Consider the following 24,014-nt stretch of genomic DNA (forward strand, 5'->3'; position numbering starts at 1 on the left):
TGAGGGCGGGTCACGGCCGGTCGCCTAGCGTCGCAGGAGTGCCCCGCCTCCCGCGCGTGCTGCTGCTCGCGCTCGCGCTCCTCGTGCTCGTCCCCGCCACGGCCCTCGCCTCCCCCGCTCCGAGCTCGGGCCCGGGGAGCGTCACCGAGGCGCGCGTCGACGTCCCCGGGGCCACGCTGGACACCACGCTCTACCTCCCCGCGACGACGCCGGCCCCGGCGGTGCTGGTCGCCCACGGCTTCGGCGGGAGCAAGGCCTCGGTCGACGACGACGCCCGCGCGCTCGCCGACCGCGGCTTCGTCGTGCTCGCCTGGTCGGCCCGCGGGTTCGGCGCGAGCACCGGGCAGATCGCGCTCAACGCCCCGGACGCCGAGGTCGCCGACGCGAGCGCGCTGCTCGACCGGCTCGCCGCGATGCCCGAGGTCGTGCAGGACGGGCCGGGCGACCCGCGCGCGGGCGTCACCGGGGCGTCGTACGGCGGGGCGCTCGCGCTGCTGCTCGCCGGCTACGACCCCCGCGTCGACGCGATCGCCCCGGTGATCACCTGGAACGACCTGGGCCAGGCGCTGTTCCCCAACGCCGCCGCGGCCGGTGCGCTGCCCGCGGACACCCCGGCGCGCGGCGCCTTCGCCGCCGACGGGGTGTTCAAGCGCGGCTGGGCCGGGGTCTTCTTCTCTGCGGGCCTGGGCACGGGCGCGCCGGGCGAGCCGGGCACCGACGACGCCACGAGGCCCGCCGTCCCCGCCGCCCCCGCACCCGGCGCCTCCCCCACCTGCGGCAGGTTCACCCCCGAGGTCTGCGCCGCCTACACCGACGCCGCGACGACCGGGCGCCTGTCCCCGGCCACGGCGGCCCTGCTCGAGCGCTCCTCCCCCCGCACCGTGACCGGCCGGATCACCGCCCCGACGCTGCTGGTGCAGGGCGAGCAGGACACGCTGTTCGGCCTCGACCAGGCCGACGCCAACGCCCGCGAGATCGCCGCGAACGGCACCCCGGTGCAGGTGCGCTGGTACGCGGGCGGGCACGACGGCGCCGCCCCGGCCGACGACGTGCGCACCGCGGTCGGCGACTGGTTCGACCACCACCTGCTCGGCACCGGCGACGACCCGGGCACGACGTTCTCCTACGGCGTCGAGAGCGGCCTGCGCGCCGGCAGCAGCACCGCGACCGGCCGCACGGTCGTCGCGGCCGGCTACCCCGGCCTGGCCGGGGCCGGCGCGGTGCCGACGCAGGACCTCGCGCTGACCGGCGGCGCGCGCGTCGTCGCCACCCCGGCGGGCGGCAGCCCCGCCGCGATCACCGCGCTGCCCGGGCTCGGCGGGGCGCTGGGCAGCCTCGGCGGCCGGATCTCCGCGCTCACCGCGGCGTTGCCCGGCCAGTCGGCGCAGTACGCCTCGGCCGCGCTGGCCGACCCGCTGCTGCTCACCGGCGCGCCCCGGATCGACCTCACCGTCTCCCGCGTCCCCGGCCAGCCCGGCCCCGACGAGGCGATCCTGTTCGTCTCGGCCTCCGAGGTCACCCCGGACGGCACGCGCACCCTGCTCGGCGGGGCCGTCGCGCCGGTGCGGGTCGCGGTCCCCGCCGACGGCTCCCCGGTCACCGTCCCGGTGACGCTGCCCGGCGTCGTCGCGCCGGTGGAGGCGGGCAACCGCGTCGTCGTCACGGTCGGCACCACCGACCAGGCCTACGCGGGCGGCACCGACCCGGCGGCCTGGTCCGTGGACGCCGGCACCGTGCTGACCGTCCCCGTCGTGCCCGGCGAGGCCGTCACGGCGAACACCGTGCCGCTCGGCCCGGCCGTCGGGATCGGCGTCGTGCTGGGCGTCGCGCTGCTGGCCTGGGGCGCGGCCGCGCTGCTGCGCCGGCGCGGCGCGGCCGCCGTCGACCCCGCCCCGGACGCCCCGCCGCTGGAGATCCGCGACCTCGCCAAGACCTACCGCGGCGGGTTCAGCGCCGTGCGGGGCGTGTCCTTCCGTGTCGAGCGCGGGCAGGTGCTGGGCCTGCTCGGACCCAACGGCGCCGGCAAGACCACCGTCCTGCGCATGCTGATGGGCCTCATCCGCCCGACCGCGGGCACGATGACCGCGTTCGGCGAGCCCGTCGGGCCCGGCGCCCCCGTGCTCGCCCGGATCGGGGCCTTCGTCGAGGGGCCGGGCTTCCTGCCGCACCTGTCCGGCGCCGACAACCTGCGCCTGTACTGGGCCGCCACCGGCCGCCCCACCGCGGAGGCCCACCTCGACGAGGCGCTGGAGATCGCCGGGCTCGGCGCCAGCGTGCAGCGCCGCGTCGGCGCCTACAGCCAGGGCATGCGCCAGCGCCTGGCCATCGCCCAGGCCATGCTCGGCCTGCCCGAGCTGCTCGTGCTCGACGAGCCGACCAACGGGCTCGACCCGCCCCAGATCCACGCCATGCGCGAGGTCCTGCGCCGCTACGCCGCGGGCGGGCGCACCGTGCTGGTGTCGAGCCACCTGCTGGCCGAGGTCGAGCAGACGTGCGACCACGTGGTCGTCATGCACCACGGCCAGGTCGTCGCCGACGGCTCGGTCGAGGACGTCATCGCCGGGGGCGGGGCCGCGACGTTCGCCGTCGACGCGCCGTCCCGGGCGGCCGACGTCCTCGGCGCGCTCGCCGGCGTCCACGCGGTGGAGGTCGACGGGGAGCAGGTGCACGCCGAGCTCAACGGCACCCCGCGCGCGTCGGCGGTGCGGGCGCTCGTCACGGCCGGGGTCGACGTCGCGTCGGCCGGGCCGCGGCGCCGCCTCGAGGACGCGTTCCTGCAGCTCGTCGGAGAGGACGGCCCGTCGTGACCACGCCCGGACCGAGCACGCCCGGACCCAGCACCCGCAAGGGCACCGTCGGCGCCCTCGCCGCCGGGCCGCCGCCCGCGGCCTACCGGCCCGGCTCGACCCTCCCGCTGCGCGTCGAGCTGGTGCGCCAGCTCCGGCGGCGCCGCACGCAGGTGACGTTCGGGCTGGTCGCGGCACTGCCGGTGATCCTGTGGATCGCGTTCTCGCTGGCGCCCGACGGCCCGCCCACCGGCTCGCTCAACCTCGTCGACCTCGCCCAGGGCAGCGGCACGAACTTCGCCGTGTTCGCGCTGTTCGCCTCGGCCGGGTTCCTGCTCGTCGTCGTGGTCGCGCTGTTCTTCGGCGACACGGTGGCCGCGGAGGCGTCCTGGTCGAGCCTGCGCTACCTGCTCGCCGCGCCGATCCCGCGGACGCGGCTGCTGCGGCAGAAGGCGGTCGTCGCGGCCGGGCTCTCGCTCGCCGCGATCCTCACCCTGCCGCTGGTGGCGCTGCTCGTGGGCGGCCTGGCCTACGGCGCCGGCAACCTGGTCAGCCCCACCGGCGAGTCCCTGACGTTCGCGGCGGGCGCCGGTCGGGTCCTGCTCGGCGCGCTGTACGTGGCCGTGCAGCTGAGCTGGGTGGCGGCGCTGGCGCTGCTGCTGTCGGTGTCCACCGACGCCCCGCTCGGTGCCGTCGGCGGGGCGGTGATGGCGTCGATCGTCAGCCAGATCCTCAACCAGATCACCGCGCTGGAGGACCTGCGCGACTTCCTGCCCACCCGCTTCTCGACGGCGTGGTCGGACCTGCTCGCCACCGACGTCGACTGGGACGCCATGACCCGCGGCGTGTTCTCCTCGCTGACCTGGGCACTCGTGCTCGGAGCGGCCGCCGTGTACCGGTTCGGACGCAAGGACGTCACGAGCTGACGTCGGTGTCCCGCCCGGTGTGTGGTCGGTCACCGGTTGTGGGTACACCCCCGCACGGCCCGTCATCGACGGGCGTGACGAGGGAGCCCCAGATGACGTCCAGCACCGACCGCGGACCGGGAGCGGCCGACTACGGCCGGACCCCCGATCACGGCCCCGCACCCCACGACCGGGTCGGCGACCACCGCGCCCCCGACCACCGGGACCCCGACCCGCGGGGCACCGACCCCCGCGGCGTCGACCCCCGCGGCACCGATCCCCGCGACAACGACCCCCGCGGTGTGGACCAGCGCGGGGTCGACCAGCGCCCCCCGGGCACCTACGCCGCCGGCGGCGGCCACGCCGACGCCCCGACGGTCGCGACCGGGACCGCCGGCGGCACCGCCCTCACCCCCCGCCAGCAGCGCCGCGCCGCGCGCACCGAGCAGCGCCGCCAGTTCGGCGGCATCAAGTGGGGGTCGGCGTTCTTCGGCTGGCTCACCGCGCTGGGCACCGCGGTGCTGCTCAGCGGCATCGTGGCGGGCGTCACCGAGGGCTACGGCCTGACGACCGCCCCCGGCGGCCCGCCGGAGGGGATCGTCGCCGCGATCGTCGTGGCGGTCGTGCTGTTCCTCGCCTACTTCTGCGGCGGGTACGTCGCCGGCCGCATGGCCCGCTTCGACGGGGCCCGCCAGGGCGTCGCGGTGTGGATCTGGGCCGTGCTCGTCGCCGTCGCGGTGACGGTGCTCATCGCCGTGTCCGGCACGCCCGTCGACCTCACCCCGGTCGCCGCGCTCGTCGGCGGCGTCGTCGACCCGTCCGCGTTCACCCCGGCCGCCATCGGCGCGCTGGCCGCCGCCCTCGTGGTCGGCCTGGTCGGCGCCGTCCTCGGGGGCCTCGCGGGGATGCGGTTCCACCGCCGCGTCGACCGCGCCGTGCCACCGGTCCCGACCGCAACGCCCTGAGGCGGGGCCGGTGAGGTGGCCGGCGCCGTGACCCCGGGTGTGCCCAGCAGGACACCCCCGACGATCACGGTGCCGGCCACCAGTTCGACCAGCGAGGGCCGCTCCCCCAGCACCACGGCGGCCAGCCCCATCCCGACGACCGGCACCAGCAACGAGTACGGCGCGACGACGCCGGCCGGGTGCCGCCCCATGAGCCACGTCCAGATCCCGGAGCCGAGGACGGTCGCGGGCACGACGAGGTAGGCCAGCGCGAGCAGCCCGGGCACCCCGGACGGGCCGGCCGCGGCCACCAGCGCGTCGAGCCCCGCCTGCGGGCCCTCCGTCAGCCACGACATCGCGAGCAGCGGCACCGGCGGCACCACCGACATCCACAGCGTCAGGTGCAGCGGGTTCGGCGCGTGCGCGAGCCGGTTGGCGAGGTTGCCGAACGCCCAGCCCAGCGCCCCGAGCAGGGTGAGCAGCACCGGCAGGACCGCCGCGGTCTGCGCCCGCGCCACCACGATCGCGGCGAGCCCGAGCACGGCCAGCCCGATCCCGACGCCCTGGCGCACGGCGAGCCGCTCGCGCAGCAGCAGCGCCCCCAGCAGCACCGTGAACGGCGCCGACGCCTGCAGCACCAGCGACGCGAGGCCGGGCGGCATCCCGATGTCCATCGCGACGAACAGGCCGATGAACTGCACGGTCCCGAACCCCAGCCCGTAGCCGAGCAGCCAGCGCAGCGGCACCTGCGGGCGCGGCACGAGCAGCACCGTCGGCACCGCGATCAGCGCGAACCGCAGCGCGGCCAGGAACAGCGGGGGGAAGTGCTCGAGCCCGACGTGGATCGCGAGGAAGTTGCCGCCCCACAGGGCGGCGACGAGGACGGCGAGCAGGCGGTCGCGGAGGGGCACGCCTCCACCCTGCGGGCCGCCGTCCCTCCAGACCAGCGAATCGTTCTGCAGGGATGCTTTAGCCTGGCTTCATGGACGTCCAGCGGCTGCGGGTGCTGCGCGAGCTCGCCGACCGCGGGTCGGTCACCGCCGTCGCCGCCGCCCTGTCGTTCACGCCCTCGGCGATCTCGCAGCAGCTCAGGGCGCTGGCCGAGGAGGTCGGCACGGCGCTGACCGAGCCCGCCGGGCGCGGCCTGCGTCTCACCGACGCCGGGCGGGTGCTCGCCGCCGAGGCCGAGGAGGTGCTCGCCGCGCTCGCCCGCGCCGAGGCGGCCGTCGAGGGGCTGCGGACGACGCCGCGCGGGCTGGTGCGCGTGGCGCTGTTCCCGTCGGCCGCGCGGATGATGCTGGCCGGGGTGCTGGCCCGGCTCGACGCCGCGCCGGGCGTCGAGGTGGCGTGCCGCGACGTCGACATGAGCCCGGCCGCCGTCGTCGCCCTCACCGCCGACTTCGACGTCGTCGTGACCCACCGCGACGAGCACGGGCCCGGCACCGCGCCCGGCCGGCACGTCGTGCCGCTGCTGCGCGAGCCGCTCGACGTCGTGCTCCCGCCCGGGCACCGGCTCGCGCGCCGGCGCCGGCTGCGCCTCGACGAGCTGGCCGGCGAGTCGTGGATCAGCGTGGAGGTGGGCTGGCCCGTCGACGACGTGCTGCGCTCGCTCGCGGTGCGCACCGGCACCGCGCCGCGGGTCGTGCAACGGATCAACGACTTCTCGGTCACCGAGGAGCTCGTCGCGGCCGGGCGCGGGATCGCGCTGCTGCCCCGCTACTCCACCGACGACCGCGGCGGGCGGCGGCTGGTCCGCCGCCCGCTGGCCGGGGTGCGGGCCGCCCGGCTGGTGGAGGCGGTGCTGCGGCCCAGCGCGGCCGCCCGCCCGGCCGTGCGGACGGTGCTCGACGCGCTCGTGGCGGAGGCGGCCGCGATCACCTCGCGGGCCGGCTGACGGTCCCCCGTCCCTGTTCCCGTCACCGTCACCGTCACCGTCACCGTCACCGTCACCGCGGCGATCCGCGCCCGCAGCGCCCGCTGCAGCAGCACCGGGTGCGCGTGGACCGCCACGGCCAGGGCCGCGCTCCGCGCATCGGTGCCGAGCAGCAGCAGCGCCGCCGCTCCGCCCAGCAGGTGCGAGGCCTCCGAGAGGCGGGTGTGCCGGTCGAGCCCGGGCAGCCCGGCGCGGGTGCCGTCGAAGCCGCGCACCCGGGCGATCACGCGCTCCCACCCGAGCGCGCGCAGCGCCCGGCGGTAGCCCGCCACCCCGGCGCGGCGGTGCCAGCGCCGCTCGGCGGCGCCCACGCGGAACCACCGTGCGCGCAGGGGCGGCCGGAGCAGGCGCAGCAGCACGCCGGCGGCGGCCGTGGCCAGGGTGTGCACGGCGAGCGCCCGGAGCAGCGGTCCCAGGAGCACGCCCGTCAGGGCCGCAGGCGCTTCGGGAGCTTCGCCACGACCGCGTCGTAGGAGGCGTCGACGAGCTCGCGCAGCTCGTCGTCGTCGGGGCCGGGCGTGACGCCGAGCCGGACGGTGTTCCAGCCGTGGCGCCCGATGTAGGCCGAGACCGTGACGGCGTCGGGGAAGCGCAGGCGCAGCTCGGCGGCCTCGTCGGCGTCGCGGCCGCACTTGACGCCCAGGGTGCCCCCGCCCGCCCCGTCACCCAGGAACGCGAAGATCTTGCCGCCCACCTTGGCGACCAGGTCGTTCTCCCACGGGCTGTCCGGGACGGCGCACGGCTTCGCCAGGCAGTGCGCCACGAGCTCCTCGTGGGTCACGCCCGCCGCCACCGCAGGAACAGCACCACCAGCAGCAGCGCCGTGAACCACACGTAGGTGCTGCCGACGACCTGCTGCCACACCGTCCAGCCGAGCTCGGCCTCCCCGGCGCGCGGCAGCCCGAGCCGGTGCGGGGCGACGACGAACACCGTGGCGGCCAGCACCGTGACCAGCCCCCACCCGGCCGACCGGGCCCGCCAGGCCGAGGCGGCCGCGACCAGCAGCGCGGGCGCGACCCACACCCAGTGGTGCGACCACGACGTCGGCGACGCGAGCAGCGCCACCCCGGCGACGGCGACGAGCGCGAGCGGCGCGGGCGCGCGGCGGACCACCGGCACCACGAGGGCGAGCAGCGCGGCCGAGAGGGCCAGCCAGGCGACCGTGCGCGCGGTGCCGTCGACGCCGGCCCGCACCAGCACGGCCTGCACGGTCTGGTTGGTGAAGAACGGCGAGCCGCTGACGCCGCCGGTGGGGTTGCCGAGCCAGAACGCGAGCGACTCGCGGGGCGCCACGGCGAACCCGGCGGCGGTGGCGACGAGTCCGGACAGCGCGGCGACGGCCGCGGCCCGGTAGTCGCGGCGCAGCAGGAAGAACAGCACGAACGCCGCCGGCGTCAGCTTGACGGCGGCGGCGATGCCGATGAGCATCCCGCGCGGCCAGCGCGGGTGGTCGACCAGGCAGTCGAGCGCGACCAGCGCCATGAGCAGCAGGTTGACCTGCCCGAACTCGATCGTCTGCAGCACCGGGTCGAGCGCGTAGGGGTAGCCCTCGACCGGGGTGTCGAAGTCGATCGCGTAGCCGGGCGTGACCGCCAGCGCGAGCGGCAGCGCGATCGAGGCGGTGGACAGCGCCCCGCCGCGCCCGCCCGAGGGCCACAGCCGCCGGGCGAAGGCGTAGAGCGTGCCGCCCAGCGCGAGCACCGACAGCGCGAGCAGCGCCGGCCACGCGACGACCCACGGCACCACCGCGAGCGGCGTCATCAGCAGCGCCGCGAACGGCGGGTAGATGAACGGGAGCGCGATGTGCCCGGAGGTCTCGGGCAGCGGGCCGTACATGTCGCCGCCCGACAGCCAGGCCTGCACGCCGAAGCGGTAGACCTCGAGGTCGATGTGCCGCCCGCCGGTGTGCACGACCAGCCCGGTCAGCACGAGCGCCAGCAGCGGAACCGTGAACGGCAGGATCCGGCGCGGGTCGCGCAGGAGGACCGGCGCCCGCGCGCCCGCCTCCTCGGTGACCGTCACGCCGACCACGGTATCCGGCCCGCGGTCACCGGATCCCGGCGGCGTCCATCCCGCGCAGCTCCTTCTTCAGGTCGGCGATCTCGTCGCGCAGCCGCCCGGCCAGCTCGAACTGCAGGTCGCGGGCCGCGGCGAGCATCTGGTCGGTGAGCGACTGCACGAGGTCGGCCAGCTCCGCCCGCGGCATCGACTTCGTGTCGCGCCCCGACACGACCCCGCTGCTCGCCCGGCCCGCCTCCCCCGCCGCGCGCTTGCCGCGCGACTGGTTGCGGCCCGACCCGCCGATCGGCACCACCTCGGTGTCCTCGGCCTCCTTGTAGACCTGGTCGAGGATGTCGGCGATCTTCTTGCGCAGCGGCTGGGGGTCGACGCCCTTCTCGGTGTTGTAGGCGATCTGCTTCGCGCGGCGGCGGTCGGTCTCCTCGATCGCGTGCCGCATCGAGTCGGTGATCTTGTCGGCGTACATGTGCACCTCGCCGGACACGTTGCGCGCCGCGCGGCCGATCGTCTGGATCAGCGAGGTGCCCGACCGGAGGAAGCCCTCCTTGTCGGCGTCGAGGATCGCCACCAGCGACACCTCGGGCAGGTCGAGGCCCTCCCGGAGCAGGTTGATGCCGACCAGCACGTCGTACTCGCCGAGGCGGAGCTGGCGCAGGAGCTCGACGCGGCGCAGCGTGTCGACCTCCGAGTGCAGGTAGCGCACCCGGATGCCCAGCTCGAGCAGGTAGTCGGTGAGGTCCTCGGCCATCTTCTTCGTCAGCGTGGTGACCAGGACCCGCTCGTCGCGCTCGGAGCGCTCGCGGATCTCGTGCACCAGGTCGTCGATCTGGCCCTTGGTCGGCTTGACCACGACCTGGGGGTCGACCAGGCCGGTGGGCCGGATGACCTGCTCCACGAACTCGCCGCCGGTGCGGGAGAGCTCGTAGTTGCCCGGGGTGGCCGAGAGGTACACCGTCTGCCCGATGCGGTCGGCGAACTCCTCCCACGTGAGCGGCCGGTTGTCGACCGCCGAGGGCAGCCGGAACCCGAACTCGACGAGGTTGCGCTTGCGGGACATGTCGCCCTCGTACATGCCGCCGATCTGAGGCACCGTGACGTGCGACTCGTCGATGACCAGCAGGAAGTCGTCGGGGAAGTAGTCGATCAGCGTGGCGGGCGCCGTGCCGGGGCCGCGGCCGTCGATGTGGCGCGAGTAGTTCTCGATGCCCGAGCAGAACCCGACCTGGCGGATCATCTCCAGGTCGTACTGGGTGCGCATGCGCAGCCGCTGCGCCTCCAGCAGCTTGCCCTGGCCCTCCAGCTGCGCGAGCCGCTCCTCGAGCTCCTTCTCGATGCCCCGGACGGCCTGCTCCATCCGCTCCGGCCCCGCGACGTAGTGGGTGGCCGGGAAGATGCGCAGCTCGTCGACCTGGCGGACGACGTCACCGGTGAGCGGGTGCAGGTAGTACAGCGACTCCACCTCGTCGCCGAAGAACTCGATCCGCAGCGCCAGCTCCTCGTACGCCGGGATGATCTCGACGGTGTCGCCGCGCACCCGGAACGTGCCGCGGTTGAACGCGAGGTCGTTGCGCGTGTACTGGACGTCGACCAGGGCGCGGAGCAGCGTGTCGCGGTCGATCGTGTCGCCGACCGCGATCTGCACCGACCGGTCGAGGTAGGACTGGGGAGTGCCGAGGCCGTAGATGCAGGACACGGACGCGACCACGACGACGTCGCGCCGGGACAGCAGGTTGTGCGTGGCCGAGTGGCGCAGGCGCTCGACGTCCTCGTTGATCGAGGAGTCCTTCTCGATGTAGGTGTCGGTCTGCGCGATGTAGGCCTCGGGCTGGTAGTAGTCGTAGTACGAGACGAAGTACTCGACCGCGTTGTTCGGCAGCATGTCGCGCAGCTCGTTGGCCAGCTGGGCGGCGAGCGTCTTGTTCGGCGCCATCACCAGCGTCGGCCGCTGCAGCCGCTCGATCAGCCAGGCCGTGGTGGCCGACTTGCCCGTGCCGGTGGCGCCCAGCAGCACGACGTCCTGCTCGCCGCCGCGGATGCGCTTCTCCAGCTCCTCGATGGCCGCGGGCTGGTCGCCCGCCGGGTCGTACGGGCTGACCACCTCGAACTTCCCGCCCGTGCGCGGGATGTCGCCCACCGGGCGGTGCTCGGAGTGCGCGAGCGGCAGGTCACCCTCGTGCTGCCCGTGATCACGTGCGCTGCCGGGAACCTCGGTTGCGAATGCCACGTCCCCCAGGGTACGAGCCCCCACCGACAGTTTCCGCCGACGGCGGCCCGGTTCTGACAGCATCGGGCCCGTGCACCCGCCGAAGACCGCGACCTTCGACGTCCCCGCCCGGCTCAACGTCGACACCAAGGGCCACGTGCGCGAGGTGGACGAGTACCGCGAGACGCCGTTCGGGCTGTACATGAGCCGCGCGATGGTGGCCCGCCCCACGGCGCACTGGATGCAGACGTGGCTGCTGCCCGACCTCGGGCTCGCCGTGACCGACTGGTGGTGGAACCCCGGCCACGAGCGCGACCAGGACTTCTACCTCGACGTGTGCGACGTCGTGCGCGACGGCCACCGGTGGCTGCTCACCGACCACTACCTCGACATCGTGGTCCGCACGGGGCTCGACTCGACCGTGATCGACGTCGACGAGTTCGTCGGCGCGGTGGCCTGCGGGGTGCTCGACCCGGGCGCGGCGGAGACGGCGATGCACCGCACCCACCGCGCGGTCGACGGCCTGGCCGCGCACGGGCACGACCTCGACGCCTGGCTCGGGAGCCTGGGCGTCGTCCTGACCTGGCGGGAGCGGCCGGGCCCGGGGTGGCGCGGCGTCAGCTGATCCCGGCGCGGGAGCCGGCCTGGCTTCCGGGCGAGATGGTGCCGGACTCGGTGGGCTCGCTGGTCTCCGTCTCGCTCGACGGCGGCATCGAGGTGGTGGTGGTCTCGTCCGGCGGATTCGTCGTCGTGACGGGCGGCGTCGTCGGGTCCGGCGTCCCCTCGTTGTTCGGCTGCGTCGTAGTGGCCGGCGGCCGCGTGGTGGTCACGACGGGGGGCGGCGGCGCCACCACCACCGGCGGCGGGGCCGCCGTCGTGGGCGGGGCCACGGGGTTGCGCTCGCGCGTCTGCCGGCGGGTGGTGGCCGACGACCGCTCCGTCTCCTCCGCGGGCGCGGCCTCCTCCGTGGTCGGCGGCGGGACGACCGTGGTGGTGGCGGTGGTCGACTCCGGCAGCACCGGGACGGCCTCCCCGATGGCGGACGCGGCCGGGGCGACCTGCGCGGTGGCCGGTGCGCTCCCGATCTGCGTGACGGCGGTGACGCCGCCCAGCGCGCCCACCGCGATGACGGCGACAGCGGCGGCGGTGCTGGCCCGGTTGGTCGAACCGGCGTGCCGGATGACGTCGTCGACCTGCGGCAGCGTGACGGCCGCCGCCAACTCGTCGTCGAGCCGGCGGAACTCGTCGGTGACCCGGGTCAGGGCGTCCATCAGTACTGCCTCTCCGCACCCGCGTGGGGCGTGTAGGGGTCGTCGTAGGCCGGGGCGACGCCGAGCACGCTCGGCAGCTCGTCGGCCATGCCTTCGGACACCACCTGGTGGGCGCGCCGGAGGCGGTCGCGGACGGTCTCCGCGGGGACCTGCTCGAGGGACGCGATATCGCGCCGGGACATGCCGACCATGTGGAACAGCACGACCGCGCGGCGCTCGGCGATGGTCAGGCGCCCGAGGGCGCCGAGGAGGGCCGCGGTGCGGGCGTCGCCGTCGCCGACGGGCCGCGTGCGGGCGAGCCCGACGCGCTCCAGGACCCGGCGCCAGCCCCGCTGCGTGGAGCGGACGGCGACGCGGCGGATCCAGCCGGTGGGGTCGGGGCCGACGCGGATCTCCGACCACTTGCGCCAGGCCCGCGAGTACGCGTCCTGGACGACGTCGTGCGCCTCGCCCGCGTCGAGCGTGATCGCGTAGAGCTGGGCGACCAGGCGCTGGTAGTTGGCCTCCAGGTGCGCACCGAAGTCGATGCGCAGCGAGGCCGGGGACGGGGCCGGGGCGTCCTGCACGACGACCGGCGCCGAGCCGCCGGACGCCGGGGCGTAGGGCTGGTACGGCGCAGGGGTGTGCGGGCCGGGCGTGTGCGGGCCGGAGGTGTGCGGGACCGGCGCGTACGCCGTGGGCGCGTACGGGTCGGCGACCGGCGACCCGCCGGAGGCGGGGGCGGCGTACGCCGTCGGGGCGTAGGCGGTGGGGGGCTCGCCGGAGCCGTCGGGGACGTCGGCCGCGCTGGTCGGGGCCTCGGCGACGGTGGTGGGCGCCTCGGCGGGAGCGGGCTCGTCGCCGGCCTCCGGGCCGCTGCCGGAAGCACCGGGGGCGTCGGCGGAGGGCTCGTCCACGCGCGGGTCCTCGGCGTGCGGCTGCTCCTGGAGCCCCTGCTCGCCGTCGGTCCCGTCCGCGCGGTGCTCGACCTGCGCGCTCACATCGACTCCCCGTCCCGTTCGTCCTGTCCGGCCCTCTGTCACTCCATCGTGGAGCGGTCGCGCTCCGTTACCGGCGGGTCATCTCCACTCAGGCCAACGAGGGAACCCACCCCGACGATACGGCCCAGGCCTCCGCGCGGTCGGCGGCCCCGTCGAACCAGGGTTCCTTGAGGTCGGCGTAGCGCGGCCCGTCGCCCCCCGACTCCGAGGCGGCCCTCCGCTTCACCGCGAGGTACTCCTCCCGGGCCTCCCGGTCGGCGCGGAGCCAGTCACGGAACAGCAGCGCGTACCGCCAACCGGGTGAGCCGATCTCGCGGATGTGCAGGTGCGTGCGACGACCGGGGTCGGCGGTGCCGTGGTACAGCTTGGGCCAGGCGGCGCCCGGCGACTTGGGGTTGTCGTGATCGACCTCGGGCCGCCACGGGAAGCCGACGGCCTCGAGCGCCCCGCGGAACCCGGCCACCTCGTCGAGCGACCCGACGGCGAGCTGCAGGTCGATCACGTCCTTCGCGGGCAGGCCGGGCACGGCGGTCGAACCGGTGTGCGCGACCTCACGCCCGCCCGCGGCCGCGGAGACCCGCGCCGCGAGCCGCGCGGCGTGCGCCGGCCAGTCCGGGTCGGGGTCGACGAGCACGGCCTCCGTCGTGCGGACGGCCTCCCCGCGGCGCAGGTTCGCCTCGAACGGCACCAGCCGCTCGTCCCACAGCGCGTCGACCACGGCCTCGAGCGCGTCGGGGGCGCCGGAGTTGTCGAGCCACACGTCGGCGGCGGCGCGGCGCGCGTCGTCGTCGACCTGGGCGGCGATCCGCGAGCGCGCGTCCGCCTCGGGCATCCCCCGCTGCTCCACCAGCCGCCGCACGCGCTCCTCCGCCTCGGTGTGCACGACGACGACCAGCGGGAAGAACGGCGCCATCCCGCCCTCGACGAGCAGCGGCACGTCCTGCACGACCACGGCGTCGGCCGGAGCGGCGGCGATCAGCGCGTCGGACGCGGCCCGCACCCGCGGGTGCACGATCGCGTTGAGCCGGGCGCGGGCGTCGGCGTCGCCGAAGACGACGGACGCCAGCGCCGGCCGGTCGAGCCCCCCGTCCGGGCCGAGGACCTCCTCGCCGAAGGCCGCGACGATCTCGGCCAGGCCGTCGGTGCCGGCGGCGACGACCTCGCGGGCCAGCACGTCGGAGTCGACGAGGACGGCCCCGCGGGCGACGAGCCGCCGCGCGACCGTCGACTTGCCCGATCCGATACCCCCGGTCAGCCCCACGCGCAGCATGCGCCGCACGCTAGGGGATGGCCCTATCCGGCGGCGACCGCGGGGCCCTCGCTCGCGGCCGGCGACGGGACCACCGGCTCGGCGGTCCGCGGCGGGCCGACGACCGGCAGCACGCGCAGCGCGAGGTCGACGAGGACGTCGCCGCGGGCCCGGCCGCCCGGACGCGGCCCCTCCGGCAGGACGAAGGTCAGCGTGTCGTCGTCGAAGGTGACCATGAGGACCGACTCGCGCGCGCGGTCGAACAGCGCGGCCGGTGCGGCTCCGATGGAGAGGTCGCGGCGGGTGCCGTCCTCCACACCGGTGTTCTTGCCCCACTGGGCCGCCGCGGCGGCGGCGTCGGTGTAGCGGGCCGCGTTGATGTCGAGCAGGGTCCCGCGGACCGTCCCGGTGCCGGAGTAGCGGCACGCGACGCGCTCGGTGCGCCCCACCGACGGCTCGGCGATGCCGATCGTGGTGCGGACCGTGACGCTGTCGAGCGGCAGGCCCAGCAGGGCCCCGAGGTCGGCGGCGGACAGCAGCTCACCGCACTCGGTGGGCAGGGCGCCGTTGCGGTCGGGCTCCCCCGGTTCGCCCGAAGCGGTGCCGGTGGACACGGCGAACGTGGGCACCGCCGTGGTCTCGACATCGGTCGAGGCGCACCCCGCCACCACCACCAGCCCCAGCAGCACCACCAGGAGCCGTACCGCACCCGCCCGTGTTCCCCCACCCACGGGTCCAAGGGTAGTGCGGTCCGGGCGATCCGGTGGCCTCCGGAGCGGCGCGTTCGGGGAACGCAGCGCAACCGTGACCGACGCAGGGCGACGAACGGGGACGGCCCCGGCGACCGTGTGGTCGCCGGGGCCGTCCCGGTGTGCTACCTGCTGATCAGGCGCCGCCCGACAGCTTCTCGCGCAGGGCCGCGAGCTGCTCGTCGCTGGCCAGCGAGCCGCCGGACTGGGCCGGCGCGCCGCCGCCCGTGCCCGCCTCGGCGTCGGCGGTGTCGGACGAGTAGCTGGTGCCCCCGCCGTCGGCAGCCGCCTCGGCCTCGGCCTCGGCCGACTTCTTGATCTGCGTGATGTGCTGCTCGTAGCGGACGTGGGCCTCCGCGTACTCCTTCTCCCACGCCTCGCGCTGGGCCTCGAAGCCCTCCTGCCAGTCGCCGGACTCGACGTCGAAGCCCTCGGGGTAGATGTAGTTCCCCTGGTCGTCGTACTCCGCCGCCATGCCGTAGCGCGTGGGGTCGAACTCCGTGTCGACCGTCATGCCCTCGTTGGCCTGCTTGAGCGAGAGCGAGATGCGGCGCCGGTCGAGGTCGATGTCGATGACCTTGACCATGGCGTCGTCGCCGACCTGGACGACCTGCTCCGGGATCTCCACGTGGCGCTCGGCCAGCTCGGAGATGTGCACCAGGCCCTCGATGCCCTCCTCGACGCGCACGAACGCGCCGAACGGGACGAGCTTGGTGACCTTGCCCGGGACGATCTGGCCGATCGCGTGGGTGCGGGCGTACAGGCGCCACGGGTCTTCCTGCGTGGCCTTGAGCGACAGCGAGACGCGCTCGCGGTCGAGGTCGACGTCGAGGACCTCGACGGTGACCTCCTGGCCGACCTCCACCACCTCGGAGGGGTGGTCGATGTGCTTCCAGGACAGCTCGGACACGTGCACCAGACCGTCGACACCACCGAGGTCGACGAACGCACCGAAGTTGACCACCGAGGACACGACGCCCTTGCGCACCTGGCCGCGGGCCAGCTGGTTGAGGAACTCGCTGCGGACCTCGGACTGGGTCTGCTCGAGCCACGCGCGGCGGGACAGGACCACATTGTTGCGGTTCTTGTCCAGCTCGATGATCTTGGCCTCGATCTTGCGGCCGACGTAGGGCTGCAGGTCGCGCACGCGGCGCATCTCGACCAGCGAGGCCGGGAGGAAGCCGCGGAGGCCGATGTCCAGGATGAGACCACCCTTGACGACCTCGATGACGGTGCCCTCGACCGGCTCGTCGGCCTCCTTGAGGGCCTCGATCGTGCCCCAGGCGCGCTCGTACTGCGCGCGCTTCTTGGACAGGATCAGGCGGCCTTCCTTGTCCTCCTTCTGGAGGACCAGGGCCTCGACGAACTCACCGACAGACACGACCTCGGCGGGGTCCACATCGTGCTTGATGGACAGTTCGCGGGAAGGGATGACCCCTTCGGTCTTGTAGCCGATGTCGAGCAGGACCTCGTCACGATCGACCTTGACGATCGTGCCCTCGACGATGTCGCCATCGTTGAAGTACTTGATCGTCTTGTCGATGGCGGCGAGGAAGTCCTCCTCCGACCCGATGTCGTTGATGGCGACCTGGGGGGTCGTGGAGGTCGGCGCGGCGGTGGTGTCGGTGGACATGTAGTGGGGTGCTCCGGTGATGGATGTCGGCGTGGTGCTGGGCTGGTGGTGTACGGCTCGTGACGTGGTGCTGTCACCCTTGATCTGGTGGTACGAGGAGCCCGTGGAGGACCACCGGCGCGGACGCCGCGGCGTTGACCACAGTGCTCCCACCATGCTACGCGGGAGGTGAACCACGGCACAACGCGGGTGGGCCGTCGCGAGCTGCGACGATGGGCCGGTGAGTGCCGAGGAGCTCTTGGGGACCACGGGGGTCGCGCGGCGGGCCGTCGACGGGGCGGAGTCGCAGCGCGCGAGCCGCGCGTGGTGGGACGCCGACGCCGACGACTACCTGGCCGAGCACGCCTCCGACATCGGCGACGTCGACTTCGTCTGGTGCCCCGAGGGCCTGCGCGAGGCCGACGCCGGGCTGCTCGGCGACGTCGCCGGGAAGGACGTGCTGGAGATCGGTTGCGGGTCGGCGCCGTGCGCGCGCTGGCTGGCCGCGCAGGGGGCGCGGGCCGTCGCACTGGACCTGTCCGCCGCGATGCTGCGCCACGCCGCGGCCCTCGGCGCGTCCACCGGCGTGGCGGTCCCGCTCGTGCAGGCGGGCGCGGAGCGGCTGCCGTTCGCCGACGCCTCCTTCGACGTCGCGTGCTCGGCGTTCGGGGGCGTCCCCTTCGTCGCCGAGCCGGAGCGCGTCATGCGCGAGGTCGCGCGCGTGCTGCGCCCCGGCGGGCGGTGGGTGTTCGCGGTCAACCACCCGATGCGCTGGATGTTCTCCGACGACCCCGGCCCTGACGGCCTCACCGTCGTCCAGTCGTACTTCGACCGCACCCCCTACGTGGAGGTCGACGACACCGGCGCGGCCACCTACGTCGAGCACCACCGCACGATCGGCGACCGCGTGCGCGACGTCGTCGCCGCCGGGCTGGTGCTGCGCGACGTCGTGGAGCCCGAGTGGCCCGAGGGCCGCGACCGCGTGTGGGGGCAGTGGAGCCCGCTGCGCGGCGCGCTGTTCCCCGGCACCGCGGTCTTCGTGTGCGAGCGGCCGTGAAGCTCACCTGGCGACAGGTGCGGCGGTGGCGGGTCCGGCGCCAGCTCCTGCTCTCCCCCGGCCCGTCGCCGGTCGAGGTGGCCCGGGCGCTCGGCGGCGTCCACGCCCAGGTGGCGTCGTGCGCCGCCCTGATCAGCGGCGTCCGGTGCGGTTCGGCGCCCGACGCCGACCTGGCGGCGCGCCGGCTCGTCCGCACCTGGGCCGCCCGCGGCACGCTGCACCTGCTCCCGGCCGACGAGATCGACCTCTGGGTCGGCGCCCTGACCGCCCGCGACGCCCGGCGCCGGTTCCCGCCCTCGTGGGAGCGCGAGCACGGCGTCACCGCCGCGCAGCTGCACGCGGTCACCGACGCGATCGGCGAGGTGCTCGGGGACGTGCCGCTGACCCGGGCGGAGCTCGTCGACGCCGTCGTCGCGCACCTGGGCGACCCGGGGGTCGCCGGCCCGCTGTCGACGGGCTGGGGCGCGCTGCTCAAGCCGGCCGCGGCGCGCGGGCTGCTGTGCTCGGGCCCCGCCGCCGACGGCGCCGTCACGTTCGTCTCCCCCGCCGCCTGGCTGGGCCGCCCGCTCGCCCCTCCCCCGGCCGCCGAGGCCGAGCGGGAGGTGCTGCTGCGCTTCCTGGCCGCGAACGGCCCGGCCACCGCGGCCGACGTCGCGCGCTGGTGGGGCGAGCAGCCCGCGCCCGCGAGGCGCACGGTCCGCGCGAACGCCGACGCGCTCGCCGAGGTCGCCGTCGACGGGGAGCCCGGGTTCCTCGTGCGCGCGGGGGACGTCGACGAGCTGGCGGCCGTCCCCGACGGCGGCACCGACCCCGCCGACGCCCCGCTGCTGCTGCCCGGCTTCGACCCGTGGGTGCTCGCCCCGCTGAGCCACCGCGTCCGCGCCGTCCCCGCCGACCGCACCGCCGAGGTCTCGCGCACGGCGGGCTGGATCTCGCCCGTGCTCGTCGTCGACGGGGTGGTGGCCGGGGTGTGGGAGCACGCCGTCGCCGGGGGGACGGCGACGCTGACCGTGCGGCCCTTCGCCGCGGCGCCCGACCCCGACGCCCTCACCGCCGCGGCGGCGCTCTACGGGCCGCTGCTCGGGGTGGGCGTGGTGCGGGTCGCGGTCGGCGGCTGACCTAGGGTCCGGGGCGTGCCGATCGATCCCGAGAACCTCCCGCCCATGCAGACGACCGAGCAGCTCGCCGAGCGCATGGGCATCGAGCTCGTGAGCCTCACGCTCGAGGAGGTCGTCGGCCGGATGCCGGTGGCGGGCAACAAGCAGCCGTTCGGGCTGCTGCACGGCGGCGCGAGCGCGGTGCTCGCCGAGACGCTGGGCTCGACGCTGTCGGCGCTGCACGCACTGCCCGAGCGCTTCCCCGTCGGCCTGGAGCTCGCCTGCACCCACCACCGGTCCGCGACCGCCGGGTTCGTCACCGGGGTGGCCCGCCCGCTGCACGTCGGCCGCTCGACCTCCACCAGCGAGATCGTCGTCACCGACGAGGACGGCCGTCGCGTCTGCACGGCGAAGCTGACCTGCCTGCACCGCGACACGAAGCCCCGGTCCGCATGACCTACCTGTCCGACCACCCCGACGGCGTCGTCCGGCTCGCCGCGGAGAGCCCGCGGATCGTGAGCCCGGCGATGACCACCGTGCTGCTGGCCCCCGGGTCGGTGACCGACGAGGAGTACGGCCTGTTCGAGGCCCGCCTCCCGGCCGGCTCGCCCGGCCCGGTGCCGCACTACCACGAGGGCTTCAGCGAGTCCTTCTACGTGCTGTCGGGCCGGCTCGCCGTCCGCACCGGGGACCGGTGGACGTCGGCGGCACCCGGGGACCTGGTCCGGGTGCCGCGACGCGGCGTCCACGCCTTCCACCCCGAGGGCGACGACGAGGCGCGCTTCCTCATCCTGTTCACCCCGGCCGGGCAGCCGCGGGAGCAGTACTTCGCCGAGATGGCCGCGCTGGCGACCCGGGACGTGCCGCCCACCGCCGAGGAGATCGACGAGCTGGCGGCGCGGCACGACCAGGTCAACCTGCGCGGCCTCCCGTGAGGGCCCTCAGTTCGCGACGCCCTCGCCCAGGTAGGCCTCCTGGACGCGCGGGTCGGCGAGCAGCTCCGGCCCGGTGCCCGAGAGCGTGGTCCGCCCCAGGTCGATGACGTACGCGCGGTCCGACAGCGCCAGCGCCGCCAGTGCGTTCTGCTCGACCAGGAGCACCGTGGTGCCCTCGTCGCGCAGCTCGCGGACCGTCGAGAAGATCTTCTGCGTCATGATCGGCGAGAGACCCATCGACGGCTCGTCGAGCATCAGCAGCTTCGGCCGCGACATCAGCGCCCGCCCGATGGCGAGCATCTGCTGCTCGCCGCCCGAGAACAGGCCTGCCTTGTTCCGGCGGCGCTCGCCGAGCACCGGGAACAGGTCGTAGACGCGGTCGAGGTCGGACAGGATGCCCGGCTCGTCGGAGCGGGTGTAGGCGCCGAGGCGGAGGTTCTCCTCCACCGTCATCCGCGCGAACAGCCGCCTGCCCTCGGGGCTGTGGGCCACCCCGAGCCCGAGGATCTCGTGCGCGGGCAGGGCGTGGATCGGCTTCCCGTCGAGCACCACCGACCCCGTCACCGGGCGCAGCAGCCCGGAGATCGTCCGGAGCGTCGTGGTCTTGCCCGCGCCGTTGCTGCCGATCAGGCTGACGATCTGCCCCTTCTCCACGGTGAACGAGACCCCGCGGACGGCCTGGATCGCGCCGTAGGCGACCGTCAGGTCGTTGACCTCCAGAAAGCTCACGGCTGCTCCCCCGCGTGTAGCTGCGCTTCGATCTCCTCCGGCGGCGCCCCGAGGTAGGCCTCGACCACGCGCGGGTCGCCCCGCACCTCGTCCGGCGTGCCCTCGACGAGCAGCTCGCCCTGCACCAGCACCAGCACCCGGTCGCACAGCGTGAAGATGAACTTGGTGTCGTGCTCGATGACGACGACCGAGACGCCCAGGTCGCGGATCGCGAAGATGAGCTGCCGGGTCACCTCCGTCTCCTGCGCGTTCATGCCTGCGGTGGGCTCGTCGAGCAGGAGGACGGACGGGTCGGTGGCCAGCGCGCGGGCGATCTCGAGCCGCCGCTGGTCGCCGTAGGGCAGGTTGCGGGCGAGCTCGTCGGAGAACCGGGTGAGGTTGACGAACTCCAGCAGCTCCGCGGAGCGCGCGGCCGCCTCGGCCTCGCTGCGCCGGAAGCCCGGCCCGTGCAGCAGGGACGAGAACGGGCTCTGCTTCATCCGCGAGTGCCGCCCGACCAGGACGTTCTCCGTGGCCGTCATCGACGGGAACAGGCGGATGTTCTGGAACGTGCGGGCCACGCCGAGCTCGGTGACCTTCGCCGGGTCCTCGGGCAGCTGCTTGCCGCGCAGCGCGACCTGCCCCGCCGTGGGCGAGTACAGGCCGGTCAGGCAGTTGAACAGCGTCGTCTTGCCGGCGCCGTTCGGCCCGATCAGCCCGATGACCTCGCCCTCCGACAGCCCGAAGGACACGTCGTTGAGCGCGGTCAGCCCGCCGAACTTCATGGTGACGCCGGTGGCCGCCAGGATCGAGTCGGTCACGACGACGCCCCCTTCCCGTCGGTGGTCCGGGCCGCAGGCGCGGCCTCGTGCTCCGCGGCCTTGTGTTCGGCCGCCACGATCGACGGGTCCGTCTCCGGCGCCAGCTCGGCGCGGCGGTGCGCGTCGGGCAGGATGCCCTGCGGTCGGAACCGCATGATGAGCACGAGCGCGATGCCGAACAGCAGCAGCCGGTACTCGGAGAACTCGCGCAGCTTCTCGGGCAGGACGAACAGCACCGACGCCCCGAGCACGGCGCCCGGGATGGTGCCCATGCCGCCGAGGATGACGGCCGCGAGCAGCGTGACCGACTCCAGGAACCGGAAGCTCTCGTAGGAGACCGTGCCGAGCTTGTGGGCGTAGAACGCCCCGGCCAGCCCGGCCAGCATGGCCCCGATGAGGAAGGCGAGGATCTTGATCGGGCCGGTGCGGATGCCCATGGCCCGGGCGGCGTCCTCGTCCTCGCGGATCGCGATCCACGCCCGGCCGAGCCGGGAGAACTTGAGGTTCGCGAAGATCACCATGACCACGGAGATGATCAGCACGATCAGCACGTAGTAGAGGAAGCCCGGCGGCAGTTCGAGTCCGCCGATCTGCACGCTGTCGTTGAAGTCGGTGCCGAACAGCGACACCGGCGGGATGTTCGGGATCGCGTTCGACCCGCCCGTGAGCCCGCCGATGTTGTTCTGCGCGCTGCGGACGAAGATCTCGCCGAACGCCAGCGTCACGATGGCCAGGTAGTCACCGCGCACGCGCAGCGTCGGCGAGCCGACGATGGCGCCGAAGACGCCCGCGACGATCGCCGAGATGATCATGACCAGCGGGAACGGGAGCGCGATCCCGATCGTCGACGCCGCCGCGCCGGACAGGTTCGCCGCGACGAACGCGCCGATGCCCAGGAACGCGACGTAGCCGAGGTCGAGCAGGCCGGCGAGGCCGACGACGATGTTCAGCCCGATCGCGGTGGCGGCGTAGACGCCGATGGTGGCCGCGACCGTCATCCAGTACTCGGTGCCCGCCGACGTCAGCGGCAGCAGCAGCGCCATGACCAGCAGCAGCAGCACGCTGTAGAGGCGGTGCCGCTCCGTCATCGCCGTGATCCAGCCCAGCACGCCCGACGCCGAGAGGGCGGCCATCAGGCCGCCGACCGCGCCCAGGACGGACAGGAAGATCGGGCCGGCGTAGATCGCGCCGCCGCCCTGACCACCGCTGGTGAGCACCGCGGCGACGAGCAGCAGCAGGAGCAGGAAGACCACGACCAGCAGGGCCCGCTCGACCCAGGTGTTGAGCCGCCGGTCCCAGACCGGCTGCGGCTCGACGCCCCCGGCCACCGCACCGACGACGAGCAGCACGCCGCCGACCAGCGCGACGATCGCGCCGAACGCGATGCCGTCCGCCACGGTGATCGCCCCGAACCCGCCGCCCTCGGCCACGATGAACACGCCGTTGACGACGCTGATCGCGATGACGCCGATCCCGACGGCCCGCAGGATGCGGCCCTTCGCGGGGACGGCCACGAGCGCCACGACTAGCGCGGCGATCCCGAACAGCACCAGGTGCAGCCGGAAGCCGGTGACCCCGAAGGGCACCGTGAAGAACTCGAGCGTCGACTGCTCGGGGTAGGGACCCTCGTTGAGCACGAAGGTGGCCCAGGGCAGGTAGGCGCCGACGATCGTCAGCAGCGCACCGGCCACGCGCAGCGGCGTGGCGTAGGCGGCGAGCCCGGCCAGGCGTCCGGACGGTGCGGGGGTCGGGGCCGCCCGCTGCTCCTCCAGGGTGCTGCTCATGCGCGCACCCGCTCGGTCTCGCCGAAGAAGCCCTGCGGACGGAAGACCAGCACCGCGATCAGCACCACGAAGATCCAGACGTAGTCGTAGGGACTGCCGCCGGGCAGGTACTGCCCGCCGAGGGTCTTCACCAGGCCGATCACCAGGCCGCCCGCGACGGCGCCCTTGATGTTGCCGATGCCGCCCAGCACGGCCGCGGTGAACGCGAACAGGCCGTTCTGCAGGCCGATGTTGATGTTGATCAGGCCGAGGTCCGCGCCGTACAGGATGCCCGCGACGCCGGCCAGGGCCGCACCGAGGACGAAGGTCAGCACGATCACGCGGTCGGGGTCGATGCCCATGAGCCGCGCGACGTCGCGGTCCTGGGAGGTGGCGCGCATCGCGCGGCCCATCCGGGAGCCGTTGACGAACGCGTTGAGCGCGAACGCCAGCACCAGCGACACGACGATGATCAGCACGCCGGTGTAGCGGATGGGGACGATGCCGTCACCGACCGGGATCGCGAGCGTGCCCTCGACGAACACCTTCGGGAACGGGACGGCCGCGGTGGCGTTCGGGTAGAAGACCCGGACCGCCTCCTGCAGGGCGACGGAGACCCCGAGCGCGGTGATCAGCGGGGCGAGCCGGGGGGCGTTGCGCAGTGGCCGGTAGGCGAAGCGCTCCATGAGCACCGCGACGATCACGGCGATGCCGGCGCCCGCGATGAGCAGCAGCGGCAGCGCGTACCACCACTGGTTCTGGATCGCGGTGGGGAGCAGGTAGGTGAACATGGCCAGGCCCCCGTAGGCACCGACCATGAAGATCTCGCCGTGGGCGAAGTTGATCAGCTGGATGATCCCGTAGACCATCGTGTAGCCCAGGGCGATGAGCCCGATCAACGACCCCAGGATCAGGCCGTTGACGACCTGGGACAGGAACGTGGACAGCAAGAGGGGTCCCTCCTACGCCGCGGTGGGGGCGG

The 24,014-nt window shown here is 74.7% G+C and carries 21 protein-coding genes and 1 pseudogene; 9 read left to right on the forward strand and 13 right to left on the reverse strand.

What is annotated here, in order from left to right; all coding sequences use genetic code 11:
* Positions 1-38 precede the first annotated feature (38 nt).
* The 3 genes from HOP40_RS28000 to HOP40_RS36145 all read left to right on the forward strand — a co-directional run bounded on the left by HOP40_RS28000 (position 39) and on the right by HOP40_RS36145 (position 4,656).
* Positions 39-2,807, forward strand: coding sequence for an alpha/beta fold hydrolase (locus tag HOP40_RS28000; RefSeq protein WP_240157316.1), 2,769 nt, complete (start codon positions 39-41; stop codon positions 2,805-2,807).
* The gene (locus tag HOP40_RS28005; protein ID WP_172164203.1) at positions 2,804-3,712 is read left to right on the forward strand and encodes an ABC transporter permease; all 909 of its coding nucleotides are present in this window, start codon (positions 2,804-2,806) and stop codon (positions 3,710-3,712) included. Before HOP40_RS28000 ends, HOP40_RS28005 begins: the two co-directional genes overlap by 4 nt.
* 92 nt (positions 3,713-3,804) lie before the next feature.
* Positions 3,805-4,656 (forward strand): hypothetical protein, encoded by an 852-nt coding sequence (locus tag HOP40_RS36145; protein ID WP_240157317.1) that lies wholly within the window; start codon positions 3,805-3,807, stop codon positions 4,654-4,656.
* Positions 4,657-4,658: 2 nt separating this feature from the next.
* Here HOP40_RS36145 and HOP40_RS28010 read toward each other — a convergent pair.
* Positions 4,659-5,546 (reverse strand): annotated as a pseudogene (locus tag HOP40_RS28010) (EamA family transporter); the annotation flags it as partial.
* Positions 5,547-5,617: 71 nt separating this feature from the next.
* Here HOP40_RS28010 and HOP40_RS28015 point away from each other — a divergent pair.
* On the forward strand, positions 5,618-6,529 hold the full coding sequence (locus HOP40_RS28015; protein WP_172164209.1) for a LysR family transcriptional regulator: 912 nt from the start codon (positions 5,618-5,620) through the stop codon (positions 6,527-6,529).
* Positions 6,530-6,995: 466 nt separating this feature from the next.
* Here HOP40_RS28015 and HOP40_RS28020 read toward each other — a convergent pair whose 3' ends face one another.
* Genes HOP40_RS28020 through uvrB form a run of 3 tightly spaced genes read right to left on the reverse strand, consistent with a single transcriptional unit; the run spans position 6,996 to position 10,811 of the window.
* Positions 6,996-7,349: an MmcQ/YjbR family DNA-binding protein gene (locus HOP40_RS28020; protein ID WP_172164212.1), complete on the reverse strand. Its 354-nt coding sequence runs from the start codon at positions 7,347-7,349 to the stop codon at positions 6,996-6,998.
* Positions 7,346-8,590 carry a glycosyltransferase 87 family protein gene (locus HOP40_RS28025; protein ID WP_240157318.1) on the reverse strand — a complete coding sequence of 415 codons (1,245 nt, stop codon included), beginning with the start codon at positions 8,588-8,590 and terminating at the stop codon, positions 7,346-7,348. Before HOP40_RS28025 ends, HOP40_RS28020 begins: the two co-directional genes overlap by 4 nt.
* Before the next feature lie 25 nt (positions 8,591-8,615).
* Positions 8,616-10,811, reverse strand: coding sequence for an excinuclease ABC subunit UvrB (gene uvrB / locus HOP40_RS28030; RefSeq protein ID WP_240157319.1), 2,196 nt, complete (start codon positions 10,809-10,811; stop codon positions 8,616-8,618).
* Between the two features lie 61 nt (positions 10,812-10,872).
* Between uvrB and HOP40_RS28035 the strand changes: the two genes are divergently transcribed.
* Positions 10,873-11,415, forward strand: coding sequence for a ribonuclease FAU-1 family protein (locus tag HOP40_RS28035; RefSeq protein WP_172169361.1), 543 nt, complete (start codon positions 10,873-10,875; stop codon positions 11,413-11,415).
* Here the strand turns inward: HOP40_RS28035 and HOP40_RS28040 are convergent.
* From HOP40_RS28040 to rpsA, 5 genes are all read right to left on the reverse strand, one after another.
* Positions 11,408-12,061 (reverse strand): hypothetical protein, encoded by a 654-nt coding sequence (locus HOP40_RS28040; protein ID WP_172164218.1) that lies wholly within the window; start codon positions 12,059-12,061, stop codon positions 11,408-11,410. The genes HOP40_RS28035 and HOP40_RS28040 overlap by 8 nt on opposite strands.
* Positions 12,061-13,041, reverse strand: a complete 981-nt coding sequence (locus HOP40_RS28045) for an RNA polymerase sigma factor (protein WP_172164221.1) — start codon at positions 13,039-13,041, stop codon at positions 12,061-12,063. Before HOP40_RS28045 ends, HOP40_RS28040 begins: the two co-directional genes overlap by 1 nt.
* A gap of 88 nt (positions 13,042-13,129) precedes the next feature.
* Positions 13,130-14,311: a dephospho-CoA kinase gene (gene coaE, locus HOP40_RS28050; RefSeq protein WP_172164224.1), complete on the reverse strand. Its 1,182-nt coding sequence runs from the start codon at positions 14,309-14,311 to the stop codon at positions 13,130-13,132.
* Between the two features lie 23 nt (positions 14,312-14,334).
* Positions 14,335-15,021, reverse strand: a complete 687-nt coding sequence (locus HOP40_RS28055; protein ID WP_172164227.1) for a hypothetical protein — start codon at positions 15,019-15,021, stop codon at positions 14,335-14,337.
* A gap of 154 nt (positions 15,022-15,175) precedes the next feature.
* Positions 15,176-16,672, reverse strand: coding sequence for a 30S ribosomal protein S1 (gene rpsA, locus HOP40_RS28060; RefSeq protein ID WP_172164230.1), 1,497 nt, complete (start codon positions 16,670-16,672; stop codon positions 15,176-15,178).
* A gap of 220 nt (positions 16,673-16,892) precedes the next feature.
* Between rpsA and HOP40_RS28065 the strand changes: the two genes are divergently transcribed.
* Genes HOP40_RS28065 through HOP40_RS28080 form a run of 4 tightly spaced genes read left to right on the forward strand, consistent with a single transcriptional unit; the run spans position 16,893 to position 19,740 of the window.
* Complete coding sequence (locus HOP40_RS28065; RefSeq protein ID WP_172164233.1) at positions 16,893-17,708, forward strand: class I SAM-dependent methyltransferase; 816 nt, start codon at positions 16,893-16,895, stop codon at positions 17,706-17,708.
* Positions 17,705-18,826, forward strand: coding sequence for a DNA glycosylase AlkZ-like family protein (locus HOP40_RS28070; protein WP_172164236.1), 1,122 nt, complete (start codon positions 17,705-17,707; stop codon positions 18,824-18,826). Before HOP40_RS28065 ends, HOP40_RS28070 begins: the two co-directional genes overlap by 4 nt.
* 45 nt (positions 18,827-18,871) lie before the next feature.
* A complete protein-coding gene (locus HOP40_RS28075) occupies positions 18,872-19,261 on the forward strand; it encodes a hotdog fold thioesterase (protein ID WP_172169364.1) in 390 nt (129 codons plus the stop codon).
* Positions 19,258-19,740 (forward strand): cupin domain-containing protein, encoded by a 483-nt coding sequence (locus HOP40_RS28080; protein WP_172164239.1) that lies wholly within the window; start codon positions 19,258-19,260, stop codon positions 19,738-19,740. Before HOP40_RS28075 ends, HOP40_RS28080 begins: the two co-directional genes overlap by 4 nt.
* 6 nt (positions 19,741-19,746) lie before the next feature.
* Here the strand turns inward: HOP40_RS28080 and HOP40_RS28085 are convergent, their stop codons facing one another.
* The 4 genes from HOP40_RS28085 to HOP40_RS28100 are packed head-to-tail and all read right to left on the reverse strand — an operon-like array spanning position 19,747 to position 23,982.
* On the reverse strand, positions 19,747-20,469 hold the full coding sequence (locus HOP40_RS28085; RefSeq protein WP_172164242.1) for an ABC transporter ATP-binding protein: 723 nt from the start codon (positions 20,467-20,469) through the stop codon (positions 19,747-19,749).
* Positions 20,466-21,269: an ABC transporter ATP-binding protein gene (locus HOP40_RS28090; RefSeq protein WP_240157320.1), complete on the reverse strand. Its 804-nt coding sequence runs from the start codon at positions 21,267-21,269 to the stop codon at positions 20,466-20,468. Before HOP40_RS28090 ends, HOP40_RS28085 begins: the two co-directional genes overlap by 4 nt.
* The gene (locus HOP40_RS28095) at positions 21,266-23,053 is read right to left on the reverse strand and encodes a branched-chain amino acid ABC transporter permease (protein ID WP_172164245.1); all 1,788 of its coding nucleotides are present in this window, start codon (positions 23,051-23,053) and stop codon (positions 21,266-21,268) included. The genes HOP40_RS28090 and HOP40_RS28095 overlap by 4 nt, the downstream gene beginning before the upstream one ends.
* Positions 23,050-23,982: a branched-chain amino acid ABC transporter permease gene (locus HOP40_RS28100; protein WP_240157321.1), complete on the reverse strand. Its 933-nt coding sequence runs from the start codon at positions 23,980-23,982 to the stop codon at positions 23,050-23,052. The genes HOP40_RS28095 and HOP40_RS28100 overlap by 4 nt, the downstream gene beginning before the upstream one ends.
* Positions 23,983-24,014: the final 32 nt, after the last annotated feature.

It is taken from the genome of Pseudonocardia broussonetiae (assembly GCF_013155125.1).
GTDB classification, from domain to species: domain Bacteria; phylum Actinomycetota; class Actinomycetes; order Mycobacteriales; family Pseudonocardiaceae; genus Pseudonocardia; species Pseudonocardia broussonetiae.

Excerpts from the sequence above, each read along its gene's own strand:
- HOP40_RS28015 (WP_172164209.1), top strand. The coding sequence starts at position 5,618 with ATGGACGTCCAGCGGCTGCGGGTGCTGCGCGAGCTCGCCGACCGCGGG.
- HOP40_RS36145 (WP_240157317.1), top strand. The coding sequence starts at position 3,805 with ATGACGTCCAGCACCGACCGCGGACCGGGAGCGGCCGACTACGGCCGG.
- coaE (WP_172164224.1), bottom strand. The coding sequence starts at position 14,311 with ATGCTGCGCGTGGGGCTGACCGGGGGTATCGGATCGGGCAAGTCGACG.
- HOP40_RS28075 (WP_172169364.1), top strand. The coding sequence starts at position 18,872 with ATGCAGACGACCGAGCAGCTCGCCGAGCGCATGGGCATCGAGCTCGTG.
- HOP40_RS28040 (WP_172164218.1), bottom strand. The coding sequence starts at position 12,061 with ATGGACGCCCTGACCCGGGTCACCGACGAGTTCCGCCGGCTCGACGAC.
- rpsA (WP_172164230.1), bottom strand. The coding sequence starts at position 16,672 with ATGTCCACCGACACCACCGCCGCGCCGACCTCCACGACCCCCCAGGTC.
- HOP40_RS28095 (WP_172164245.1), bottom strand. The coding sequence starts at position 23,053 with ATGAGCAGCACCCTGGAGGAGCAGCGGGCGGCCCCGACCCCCGCACCG.
- HOP40_RS28080 (WP_172164239.1), top strand. The coding sequence starts at position 19,258 with ATGACCTACCTGTCCGACCACCCCGACGGCGTCGTCCGGCTCGCCGCG.